General features: G+C 41.5%; 8 protein-coding genes and 1 tRNA gene. 5 read left to right on the top strand and 4 right to left on the bottom strand.

Going from position 1 to position 12181, the window contains the following annotated elements; genetic code table 11:
* Positions 1–203: 203 nt before the first annotated feature.
* Positions 204–656: a hypothetical protein gene (locus KG118_RS12185; RefSeq protein WP_147331377.1), complete on the bottom strand. Its 453-nt coding sequence runs from the start codon at positions 654–656 to the stop codon at positions 204–206.
* A 191-nt stretch (positions 657–847) separates the two neighbouring features.
* Between KG118_RS12185 and KG118_RS12180 the strand changes: the two genes are divergently transcribed.
* Positions 848–2827 carry a tetratricopeptide repeat protein gene (locus tag KG118_RS12180; protein ID WP_117712816.1) on the top strand — a complete coding sequence of 660 codons (1980 nt, stop codon included), beginning with the start codon at positions 848–850 and terminating at the stop codon, positions 2825–2827.
* A gap of 135 nt (positions 2828–2962) precedes the next feature.
* Here the strand turns inward: KG118_RS12180 and KG118_RS12175 are convergent, their stop codons facing one another.
* Positions 2963–4762 (bottom strand): PAS domain-containing sensor histidine kinase, encoded by a 1800-nt coding sequence (locus tag KG118_RS12175; protein WP_213388528.1) that lies wholly within the window; start codon positions 4760–4762, stop codon positions 2963–2965.
* A gap of 225 nt (positions 4763–4987) precedes the next feature.
* Entirely contained in the window at positions 4988–6709 is a 1722-nt protein-coding gene (locus KG118_RS12170) for a helix-turn-helix domain-containing protein (protein WP_117712818.1), read from the bottom strand.
* A 106-nt stretch (positions 6710–6815) separates the two neighbouring features.
* On the opposite strand from KG118_RS12170, the gene KG118_RS12165 reads away from it, so the two are divergent.
* Positions 6816–8453 (top strand): B12-binding domain-containing radical SAM protein, encoded by a 1638-nt coding sequence (locus tag KG118_RS12165; protein ID WP_213388527.1) that lies wholly within the window; start codon positions 6816–6818, stop codon positions 8451–8453.
* Positions 8454–8501: 48 nt separating this feature from the next.
* Here the strand turns inward: KG118_RS12165 and KG118_RS12160 are convergent.
* Positions 8502–8589, bottom strand: a tRNA-Ser gene (locus KG118_RS12160).
* A gap of 555 nt (positions 8590–9144) precedes the next feature.
* Between KG118_RS12160 and KG118_RS12155 the strand changes: the two genes are divergently transcribed.
* From KG118_RS12155 to KG118_RS12145, 3 genes are read left to right on the top strand one after another with little or no spacing between them, the layout of a single operon-like run.
* Complete coding sequence (locus tag KG118_RS12155) at positions 9145–10371, top strand: quaternary amine ABC transporter ATP-binding protein (protein ID WP_117712820.1); 1227 nt, start codon at positions 9145–9147, stop codon at positions 10369–10371.
* A complete protein-coding gene (locus KG118_RS12150; RefSeq protein ID WP_117712821.1) occupies positions 10368–11195 on the top strand; it encodes an ABC transporter permease in 828 nt (275 codons plus the stop codon). The genes KG118_RS12155 and KG118_RS12150 overlap by 4 nt, the downstream gene beginning before the upstream one ends.
* A gap of 16 nt (positions 11196–11211) precedes the next feature.
* Positions 11212–12063: a glycine betaine ABC transporter substrate-binding protein gene (locus KG118_RS12145; RefSeq protein WP_117712857.1), complete on the top strand. Its 852-nt coding sequence runs from the start codon at positions 11212–11214 to the stop codon at positions 12061–12063.
* Positions 12064–12181 lie beyond the last annotated feature (118 nt).

Below are 12181 nucleotides of genomic sequence, written 5' to 3'. Positions count from 1 at the left end.
TTTCATTATTCTTTTTTCTTTATTAAGTAAATGTACACTAAGTAAATAAGTAAATGTGCATAATTAGTTTATACTATCTGTCATTCAGAGCGTAGCGAAGAATCTCTTCTCTGTGTATACATCAAGAGAGTAGATTCTTCGCTACGCTCTGAATGACAGATACTCTTGATATAAATTAAAATTCAACACTTACTTATTGAAATTTAGTTTATATCAAGAGTATTTACAGGATACAAAGGCAACATCGCATTCCGCTCTACCTCCCAAACACCGGTTTCGGCAATCTGCATACCGGAGACATCGCCAAACAACCGATCAATATCCTCACGACAAGACACTCCGCTCAAGCTAAGCGCATGAGGAACAAACAATACGCAAAAGTTCAAAAAGCCTTCTTCCACTATACAATATAGCATATATTGCCCTTTCGACAGTTTCATCTCCGCCTCAGGAAATTTACGAACCAAATGTCCCGAACGGTCAAACGCAAAAATAATGCAATGCAAATGCGGGTGAGACCATTCTATCTCATCAGCCATCAGACAAACCTGATAACTCCGTTTCGCCTTTATCTTCCGAACCCTCCTACCGTACTTCATACCCCAATAGAAGCCTATTATAATAAGTACGAATCCGGTTACAATAACTAACTCCATATATGTGCTTTCCTTTACTTTTTCCAACGCGATGATTAGTTGTTGCAAATATAGAGTATCGCTATATATACTCAGATCGGAAACAAGGGGACAAAAAGTGGACAAATGAATTAATTTCACCAAAAACTTGTGGAAAAGATAAGTGGACATTATCTTTGCAGTCATTAGATAACAAACAGTAAATAAGGCAGATGGACAAAACAAGCAATAGGATAATCTTATTATTTCCTCTTTTCATTCTATTTTTCCTTTCTACCGTTTCTTCACAGACTCCCGCCATAGAGAATTTGGAAAAGAAACTGGCAACACACACCTATGCAGACACCGTAAGAGTGAATCTCCTCAACAAATTGGGTTACGAACTCTACGCCATCAATGCCGACAGAGCCAAAGCATACGCCCAAGAGGCACAAAAGATTGCTACCGGATTGAACTATCCCGAAGGAGAAGCCGCCGGACTGTGGATTACCGGACTGACAGCGAGAAACACTCCCAAAACGGCACTGGAATATTTCGAGAAAGCACTGGACATAGCCGAACGTGTAAAAGACCAAACCGGCATCTGCAACTACCTCCTTGCTATCAGCGTTGTCCAAAAGGCCATGGGAAACATAAAAGCCAGTGATGAAGCCATAGAAAAAGGCCTTCGAGCAAGCACCGCATTAAAAAATCCTGCCATACGCATCAAATTGCTATACAACTCCGCAAACAATCTGACAAGTCGGGGAGAATATCCGCAAGGCATCCGGAAACTGCAAGAAGTCATCGTCCTCTCCACCGAAAGCAATAACAAAACGATGCTGGCAAAAGCCCAATCCAGCATAGCAACCGCTCTCAACAGGCAGGGAGACCCGCTGCGTGCATTGGAATATTACCTGAAAGGGCTGCACATCTACGAAGAACTGAACGACCAAAGAGGCATCTGCGGATTACTTGTCAATATGGGAAGTGTCAAGTCGGAACAGAACGAACAAGAAGCTGCCCTGAAAGATTTCAACCGCGCGCTGCAACTAAGTAAAGAGCTAAACGACCCTTTCCTGATTTCCGCCTGCTATGCCAACATCGGCAACATCTACAAACGTATGCACCGCCCCGAAGCGCTGCACTATCTGCAAGAAGGAGTACGGACATCAGCCGGAATCAACATCGGATTAAGTATCAACCTATTAATAAACATCAGCTGCATCTACATTGAACAGGGGGAGTACGACAAAGCGCAAGAGAATCTGACCCGTGCGCTCGCTATGGCGCAACAAGCCAAAATAGAGTATGCACATGGTGAAATCTTACGTTTGCTGGGTACGCTGTACTATAACCGCAAACAATATGCCCGCGCTTTGGAGTATGCCAACAAAGCCTTGCAGATAGGTCGTAAGATTAACTATATGGAACTCAACAAACACATTCAGGAATTGTTGTCGGGCATCTATGCAGATACGGGGAAATTTAAGGATGCATATAACGCCCACGTGCTGTACAAACAACTAAGCGACAGCATCCTCAACGGAAAGAACATTCGCCAGATAGCCTTAATGGAGAGTTCCTACAAATACGAAAAAGAAATACAAAACTATGAACTGGAGCAGGCCAACCAGACGTTACAGATACGCAACCAGCGTTATATCATCTTCTTCCTCATTTCCGCCACCCTGCTCATCATCATCCTTACCGCCCAACTATACCGTTCCAACCGTCTGAAAAAGAAAGTCCTCAAACTGGAAGTAGACCAAGCCAACAGCAAGCTGGAATACAGTCAAAAGGAAATGACCTCCGCCACCCTGAAACTGATACAGAATGCCGAAAGCGACAACTACTGCATAAAGATGCTGGAAAACATAGAGAAAGGAGACGATGAAGAGAAACATAAGGACATACGCTCTCTCATCAACTACTACAAAAGTAAATCAACGTATGCCAACTGGGAAGAATTCGAGACTCTGTTCCTCGAAGTCAATACCGGCTTCTATGACAAACTGAACGAACACTACCCCACCCTCACCAACAACGAACGCAAGCTGTGTGTATTCCTGAAACTGAATATGAGCAACAAGGATATCGCCCAAATCACTTTCCAATCCGAAGAAGCCCTGAAAAAGGCACGCTTGCGGCTACGCAAGAAGCTGGGACTGGAAAGGACGGATAATTTGGCGGGGGTTATACAGAGTCTGTGATATGAAGCTAGTCTGCAAAGGGTAAGCCCTCAAGATTTCAAACTGAGCCGCTTTTACGAGTAGATTAGCATAAAAAAGTCCCGCAAATCTCAACGACCTACGGGACCCCAGAATAAACAGAACTCAGGATACTTTTTAGTATCCTTCAATAAGTTGTGAACAGCAGGGCAGACTTACCCAGAATTTGCTTCCTACACCGACTTCGGAATCAACGCCTATGATTCCACCCATACTCTCTACAATAGACTTACATATCGATAACCCCAAACCAGTCCCCTGTGCAAAAGAGTTTAGTTTTTCAAATCGGTCAAAGATTGTAGAAAGTTTATTCTTCGGTATTCCACATCCTGTGTCAGTTACACTCAACTTCAACTCCTGTTTATTTACTTCATAAGTTATATCTATATATCCTTTTGTTGTATATTTTATGGCATTAGACAGAAGATTATCCAGCAACTGTCTTACACGCCTTTCATCAAGCTCAACCAGACACTCTCTTTTTGGTCCATTAATCCGGACTTTTACTTCATTCTTATCTTTCCACTCCTCAACGCTTTCAGCAATCGCTTTCGAGATATTAAACCACTTGTAACACAAATCTATATGACCGGCTTCAATCTTCGAAACATCAAGCATATCATCCACCAGCTTCAACAACAATTTGTTGTTACGCTGAATAATTTTATTATACTCTTCCCGCTCATCCTCGCTTTCTATGTGCGTCAGAATACTGGAAAATCCAACAATAGCATTCAATGGCGTACGAATTTCATGACTCATACTTGCCAGAAAAGCTGATTTTACCCTATTGGCCTTTTCCGCCTTTTCTTTAGCATCCCAAAGCTGTATCTCCAGTCGCTTTCTTTCATCAATCAGATGAGTGGCACCAATCACTACCGTAGGTTCCCCATTCTCATCACACTTGTAAACAGCACCAAACCCTTCACGCCAATGAACTTTTCCATCATCACTTACACACCTGTATTCACCGGCATAATAATCCAACTCTCTATTTTTTATTCTCCTCAGCCCCTCCAATATACTTTCTCTATACTCCGGCAGTATCTGCGAAAAATAGTCTTCCTCTTTTATCACTGTACACTTCGAACCGTTTTCCAGATTCCCATTCAGATAAATCTCTTTCCGTCTTAAATCCCATTTCCAGAATTTCAAATTTATTGTTTCCAATAACAATCGATGCTGCAGGGTCTGTTCTTCCAGTTGCCGGGTCTTTTCACTCAATTCGGTTATGTCCAAAGCCGAGCTAATAAGCCAACGTGCTTCACCATTATAATACAAAAGCTTCTTATGCATACTTAAGATATGCTCTTTACCATCAAACAAGTGCAAATGCTGTATCGAATCAGACGTTCCTTTACGGGTTGCTTCCATATCGGTCCGCCAAAAACTATCAGCTACTTCCTTGGATAGCACATCTGCATTTTCTCCCACTATATTACCACGTGAAAGATTATACAAGCTTTCCGCTTTCCTATTCCATATTAAGTACTTATAACTGTTAGTAATATCTTTCACGGTAGTTGCTACCGGCAAATTATCCAATATATGTTCCATTAGGAAATTACGTTCCTTTATTTCCTCAAACTCATAATTGGTTACTGAAACAGTCTTTATCATCAACAAAACGCTACTCTTATTAAAATAAAAAATCCTCACTTTATCTTGAGTAGTTCCACCCGCTTCCAAATTTACAGAAACAACCGTTTCGACCTCTTCCTTTGTTTTGAGCACTTTACCGATTAACTCCAAAATATGCCTGGTTGAATCTTCAGAAAACCATTGATTAAGGTTTGCCCTACGCTCATGAACCACCGGGTTCAAATGAAATATATACCTGTCTATTTTCTCATTATACGTCTTCATCACCTCTCCATCCTTGCTGATAAGGAAAACAGGATCAGATATTGCACGCATAACGTTACAACCCAAGAGTTTACATCGTTTATATGCTTGCAAGCCATAAACAGCCATAACTACAGAGAGCAATAATAAGAAGCAAAGTATATACATAGCAGTTGTTTAGCACCGCAAAGGAAAGCATTTCCCTATTGAAGAATGCAACTTCATCAACGCCTACTATAAAAAAATGTCCTCAAGTTTATAAAGAAAAGTCTTACAATACTGTTTTACAGAGATTTATTACTTCAGTTCCATTTGAACCTTTTTAAATTCCGAAGGCGTCATTCCCGTTTTACTTTTAAACAAGTTATGAAAAGTAGGCATACTATTAATGCCGGAAGCCTCTGCTATGGCACGTAAAGTATACTCAGGATGTTCTTTCAGCAACTGTATGGCATGATTTAAACGCAATTCATTGATATAGCCATTTAGATTAGTACCTGTATTCTCTTTTATCATTTTAGCAAAACGAGTATTATTCATACGCGCCATTCTAACTAAATCTTCTCTTGATAAATCAGCAGAAAGATACAATTCTTCTCTTCTTATCTGAGAATCCAGCTTCTGAAAAACCAATTTATTGATTTCATATTCCTGTCCCACATCCGCAGGCTCCATATCCAATTCATCTTGCAGAAGACTATTATCTACTTCCTCAAACGATTGAGATTTTTTATTTTGCTCGGAAAGTTCCTCATTTATATACTTCATCAACGTCCTGTTCTTATCCTTTATATTACGGTTCTGCAACCAGACTTTCCAAAGGAAAAATAATGCCAGTAACACCAAAAGGCAAATAAAAACCAAAGAGATTGTCCGTATCCTCAATTGGGAAGCCTGCTCCGCAATATGCCTTTCTTTTTCATCAGTATCATACAAAGCGTCCAACTCCAACGCCGCATTTGTCTTTTCACGCTGATGTATACTATCTGTTAAAGCAATAAAAACAGCACTGAGTTCAACGGCTCTCTTGTACTTTCCCAAACCGGTATAAGCCATTATTTCCTTAGACAAAACACCACGATACTGATAGTTGACCGTATCCTGTTGTTCCCTAAAGACGTTTTTCAAGTCACGACAATTATCCAATATCTCCTGATATTGACCTGCGAGGAGCAGATAAGGAGTAGCATCGTATTTCCCGGCAGGGGTTGACGCGGCTTTAGTTGATTTATACTTCGCAAAACACTCCTCCGCTTTCCGCTTATCACCCAAACGATAATAAAGGTAAGCCAATTTTGAATATAAATATGATTTTTGTAAATCCAAATAAGCAGCTTGCACTCCTTCTGTCCTTTCCATTTTCTCCAGCAACCTCTGTCTGTACAACCCGACAGTCAAAGCATCATCTATCAATCCATCATCTATCAGGAAACTCATTTTAACTCCGGTAAAATAAGAAAGCGTACGCAGACCATATATATTATCAGCATCACTCAAAAGCCGGATAGCTTCATCAAACGTCTCGTAAGCCTCTTTTTTAAAAGACAACCGGCGTTTGTTTTCGCCCATACAGAACAGCAGCCGGACTTCTGCCTGTTTATCATTTATATTCCTTGCCAGCCGGACACCTTCAACAACATACCGATTACTCACCTCATATTCACTCAACAGGCTTGACAGCTCCGCCAACATAATTGTCGTTTTCAGTAAACGTTCGGGATTATTACTTGCTATAGAGTCCTGTACATAGGCTTTCCGCGCATAGTGAAAAGCCAATTTACATTGATATTTATGGCGATAGACCATACTGCGCAAATCGTTTATCTGAACAGGCAACATTAGTTTCTTCTCCTCAGCCTCATCCAGCAACAGTAATGCACTATCGGGATTGGTCATATATATATCCGTTATGTGCTGCTCCGTATAAAGCGAAGCCTGCCCATTATACTTTTTCTCCTGACTCCTCGGAAAAACGCTGTTCGCCAAGAATAAGAAACAGATATAAAGGAGATATTTCATAGCTTTTGAATCTATCCGGATTTATTAATCTCCCGCAAATATATACTTTTTTATTTATCCTAACAGTAAAATCATCTATCTTTGCAAAGATGAAAATTAATCAAATATGAAAATTCTCTGGATAGACCTGAATTGTTCTTACGCTCATTCCTCGCTGGCACTTCCCGCACTACATGCACAGATAGCGGAAAATACCTCTATTGAGTGGGTAATCGTATCTGCCACAATTAATGAAAACGTAGGAAGCATTGTAGATGATGCCTACCGCCATAAGCCTGATATTATTGCTGCGACAGCTTGGCTGTTCAATCACGAACAATTATTACATATCACATCAAGACTGAAAGCATTGCTTCCCGAAACCTGCCTCATATTAGGCGGTCCGGAATTTCTCGGAGATAATGAATTCTTTCTGCGCAAAAACCCTTTTGTGGATTGTGTATTCAGAGGAGAAGGAGAAGAAGCATTCCCCCAATGGTTAACTTGCTGGAATCATCCGGAACAGTGGAATACTATCCCCGGATTATGTTTTTTGGACGCAGATAAACAATATAAGGATAATGGGATAGCCCGTGTATCAAATTTCTCCGGATTAATTCCACCCGAAAACAGCCGCTTCTTCAATTGGAGCAAACCGTTTGTCCAGCTTGAAACTACACGCGGATGTTTCAACACATGTGCCTTTTGCGTCAGTGGAGGTGAAAAACCGATACGCACCCTCTCCATTGACAGCATCCGCCAACGGCTTCATACCATCCATGAACATGGTATCAAAAACGTACGTGTCCTTGACCGTACATTCAATTATAATACACGACGCGCAAAAGAATTGCTCCAACTCTTTTTAGAATATCCCGACATACGTTTTCATTTGGAAATACATCCGGCATTGCTTTCCGATGAATTAAAAGAAGAACTAAAACAGTTACCTCAAGGACTGCTACATCTTGAAGCGGGAATCCAAAGTTTGCGCGAACCCGTCCTTGAACAAAGCCGCCGTATGGGTAAGTTATCCGATGCCTTAGAAGGGTTGGAGTTTCTCTGTTCACTCCCGAATATGGAAACCCATGCCGACCTCATCGCCGGACTTCCCCTCTATCATCTTAATGAAATATTTGAAGATGTATATACCCTTGTCGAATATAATGCAGGAGAAATACAGCTGGAGTCACTCAAATTGCTTCCCGGCACAGAAATGCGCCGACGAGCCAAAGAACTCGGGATAAGCTATTCCCCCTTCCCACCCTACGAAGTTTTAGAAACAAACGAAATCAGTGTCAGCGAACTGCAAACGGCCCGCCAACTATCCCGCCTGTTAGACGGCTTTTATAATACTCCTGCCTGGCAATCACTGACAAGAGAATTGATATTAAACGATCAATCTTTCTTGTCTGGCTTTCTTGAATACCTAATACGGATAAACCTTATAGACCAACCCATGAGCTTGGAAAAACGAGGTCTTATACTATACGAATACTGCAAACAAAATTATCCGGAGTATCAAATGCAAGCCAGCATCGCATGGATAGAAGCCGGTATGTCATTAAAAAAAGTCCCGGCAGAAAAGGTAAAAACCAAACATCAGGTTCCACCAGAAAAATGGGAAGTCATATATGGAGATTATAAAGACAGTCTTCGGCTTTGCTTTCTCCCACTTGATGAGACAGCTCAATGCGGCTATTGGTTTGGATTTGAATCAGAAATACAAAAGGCTGTTCCTGTATTCAAGGCAAAGACTTGTTAGAAACAAATATCGTGTTTCGTATAAAATTGATTTCTTACAATCATTCTGCGGAGAGACGGGGATTCGAACCCCGGATACCCTTTAGGGGTATACACGCTTTCCAGGCGTGCCTCTTCAACCACTCGAGCACCTCTCCTTATCGGGGCGCAAAAGTAGGGGAAGTTTTCGGATTTACCAAATGTTTGGCATAAATAATCAATTAAAAACATATTATATTCCGTCAAACTCAAGTAAAAAGTCAAAAAGTCTTCAATAATCAAATTTAATTATTACTTTTGCACTACCACTTATGTACGATAAATGCGATATACGCAGCGGGAAGGCATTAAGCCCTCGACGATGCGTATATCGCATTTATTGTTAGTACATGAGTGGTATCAATATTAACAAGTCGGGGGCTTTTTAGTTCCCTTTGCCATCATGAATTTATATTTTTATATACTTGTATAGCCCTCTTAAAAGGCTATTATAAATTTTGTCGTTTTCCCGTCTTACTTGTGAAAGCAGGACGGGATTTTTTGTTTCCTCTGAACAAAGCATAGCAGTGGACGTTTATATAACAGTAAACGACAAATTCCCTCATTTTAATTCCATATTTACTCATCCTTCTCAAGGAAAACAGAGTTAATAAGCCCCCGGTCTGAAAATAAAATGTGAACCTGAACCATTATTTAAAATAAACTATATTATTATGAGTAAAATAGAAATTAAAAACTTATACCTAATCTTCGGAAAAGAAAAACACAAAGCTGAGAAAATGTTGAAAAAAGGTAAAACCAAAGAGGAAATATTAAAGGCAACCGGATGTACCATTGCCGTAAAAGATGCCAACCTTTCCATCAATAAAGGCGAAATATTCGTAATCATGGGTTTGTCCGGCAGCGGAAAATCAACCTTGCTACGCTGTATCAACCGGCTGATACGCCCCACATCAGGAGAAATAATAATCAACGAAACAGACATTTCAAAAGCCTCCAAACAGGAATTGCTACAAATACGCAGGAAAGAGCTTGCCATGGTATTTCAACATTTCGGGTTGCTGCCCCATCGCTCCGTACTACACAATATTGCTTTCGGGTTAGAGCTGCAAGGAGTGAAAAAAGAAGAGCGTGAAGAGAAAGCCATGGAATGTATGCAACAAGTGGGATTAAATGGATATGAGAATCAAATGGTTGGTCAACTCTCCGGAGGTATGCAGCAACGTGTGGGGCTGGCACGCGCCCTTGCCAACAATCCGGAGGTGCTGCTGATGGATGAAGCCTTTTCCGCCCTCGACCCACTGATACGCGTACAGATGCAAGATGAATTATTGACTTTGCAGTCGAAAATGAAAAAGACAATTGTTTTCATAACCCACGACCTGAACGAAGCCATCAAATTAGGTGACCGCATCGCCATCATGAAAGATGGAGAAATCGTACAGACAGGTACATCGGAAGAGATATTGACAGAACCTGCCAATGCTTACGTAGAGCGCTTCGTGGAAAATGTAGATCGCTCCAAAATCATCACAGCAAGTTCCATTATGGTGGACAAACCGCTTGTGGCACGACTGAAAAAAGAAGGTCCGGAAGTATTGATTCGCAAAATGCGCGAACGCAACCTGACTGTTCTGCCGGTGGTAGATGCCGGCAATATATTGACTGGGGAAGTCAGGCTGAATGACTTGATAAAACTGAGAAAAGAACAAATCCGCTCAATAGGCACTGTTGTGCGCCACGAGGTACATTCCGTATTAAGCGATGCTGTACTTGAAGACATCCTGCCTCTGATGACACGCACCAACTCTCCCATCTGGGTCGTTAACGGAAACCGGGAATTTCAAGGAGTAGTCCCCCTGTCTTCACTCATCATTGAGGTGACAGGAAAGAATAAAGAAGAAATTAATGAAATCATTCAAAACGCAATAGAATTATGATAAACATAGGACAATATATAGAATCAGCCATCAACTGGCTTACGAACAACTTCTCTACCTTTTTTGATGCTTTGAGTATAGGCATCGGCGGCTTCATAGACAGTTTTCAGCACGTACTGTACGGAATTCCTTTTTATATCACGATTGTTCTACTGGCACTTCTGGCTTGGATGAAATCGGGTAAAGGTACAGCCATATTTACTATTCTGGGACTATTACTGATTTACGGAATGGGCTTTTGGCAAGAAACTATGCAAACACTGGCTCTTGTACTATCATCCACCTGCCTCGCACTACTGCTGGGAGTACCGCTGGGCATTTGGACGGCCAACAGCGACCGATGCAATACAATTATGCGACCGATATTAGACTTCATGCAAACCATGCCCGCTTTTGTATATCTGATTCCTGCTGTACTATTCTTCGGGCTGGGTACTGTACCGGGGGCATTTGCAACTGTAATCTTCGCTATGCCACCTGTAGTACGACTAACCGGGCTCGGTATCCGTCAAGTTCCAAAAAATGTAATAGAAGCCTCCCGCTCTTTCGGCGCCACCCCTTGGCAGCTACTCTACAAAGTGCAACTCCCCCTTGCACTACCCACCATAATGACAGGAATCAACCAAACCATCATGATGTCCTTGTCTATGGTAGTCATTGCCGCAATGATTTCGGCAGGTGGTTTGGGAGAAATTGTCCTGAAGGGAATTACCCAAATGAAAATAGGACTCGGCTTTGAAGGTGGCATAGCCGTTGTCATATTAGCCATTGTACTGGATCGCATCACCCAAGGAATGGCACAAAGTAAAAAGAGAAAACAATAAAAAAGAATCAACTATTATGGATAAAATAAAAATAACAGTCGTACTATTACTGGCAGCCCTGTTATCCGCAGCCTGCAGCAATCTTGACAATAATAAGAAAATCAGTATAGCCTATGCCAACTGGTCGGAAGGCATCGCAATGTCTCATCTGGCAAAAGTCATACTGGAAGAGCATGGTTACAACGTAAAGATGCTGAATGCAGATTTAGCACCCATCTTCGCTTCCCTATCACGCAAAAAAGCCGATGTATTTATGGACGTATGGATGCCGGTAACCATGCATGATTATATGGAACAATATGGAGACAGACTGGAAATCATCAGTGACATATATGACAATGCCCGTATCGGACTGGTAGTACCGGAATATGTCACCATCCGGTCTATCGAAGAATTAAACGAACATAAAGAGTTATTTTCCGGCAAAATTATCGGTATTGATGCTGGTGCCGGAATTATGAAAACAACCGAAAAGGCATTGGACAACTACGGACTGGACTATAAGCTGATGACAGCAAGCGCTCCTGCCATGACCACATCTTTGGAAAAAGCCATTCAAAAGAAAGAATGGATAGTAGTAACCGGCTGGACTCCACACTGGATGTTTGGACGTTATAAGTTAAAGGTACTTGATGACCCCAAACAAATATATGGAAAAGCGGAATCCATCCACACCGTAACTTGGAAAGGCTTCAGCGAGAAAGATCCGTTTGCTGCCGAACTTTTACGTAACATCCGGTTGACCGACCGGCAGATTAGCTCATTGATGACTGCCGTAGAAAAAACGCAGAAAACAGAGACTTATGCCGCACGCCAATGGATAAAGGCGCACCAAACATTGGTAGACAGCTGGATTCCGATGAAATAGAGTTCCCCATTCTTCCGGCAAATCTTTATCGCCTGAACTATAGGAAATGCTTCTGCGACAACCGGAAGATTTGTTTTTGTGTTTCTTTGAGCCTATCTGTAAAAACATCAATAAAATA

It is taken from the genome of Bacteroides propionicigenes (assembly GCF_018390535.1).
GTDB lineage: Bacteria > Bacteroidota > Bacteroidia > Bacteroidales > Bacteroidaceae > Bacteroides > Bacteroides propionicigenes.
The sequence above is the reverse complement of the archived record's forward strand: the minus strand, read 5'-3'. Positions and strand labels throughout refer to the sequence as shown.

Excerpts from the sequence above, each read along its gene's own strand:
- KG118_RS12185 (WP_147331377.1), bottom strand. The coding sequence starts at position 656 with ATGGAGTTAGTTATTGTAACCGGATTCGTACTTATTATAATAGGCTTC.
- KG118_RS12180 (WP_117712816.1), top strand. The coding sequence starts at position 848 with ATGGACAAAACAAGCAATAGGATAATCTTATTATTTCCTCTTTTCATT.
- KG118_RS12175 (WP_213388528.1), bottom strand. The coding sequence starts at position 4,762 with ATGCGTGCAATATCTGATCCTGTTTTCCTTATCAGCAAGGATGGAGAG.
- KG118_RS12170 (WP_117712818.1), bottom strand. The coding sequence starts at position 6,709 with ATGAAATATCTCCTTTATATCTGTTTCTTATTCTTGGCGAACAGCGTT.
- KG118_RS12165 (WP_213388527.1), top strand. The coding sequence starts at position 6,816 with ATGAAAATTCTCTGGATAGACCTGAATTGTTCTTACGCTCATTCCTCG.
- KG118_RS12155 (WP_117712820.1), top strand. The coding sequence starts at position 9,145 with ATGAGTAAAATAGAAATTAAAAACTTATACCTAATCTTCGGAAAAGAA.
- KG118_RS12150 (WP_117712821.1), top strand. The coding sequence starts at position 10,368 with ATGATAAACATAGGACAATATATAGAATCAGCCATCAACTGGCTTACG.
- KG118_RS12145 (WP_117712857.1), top strand. The coding sequence starts at position 11,212 with ATGGATAAAATAAAAATAACAGTCGTACTATTACTGGCAGCCCTGTTA.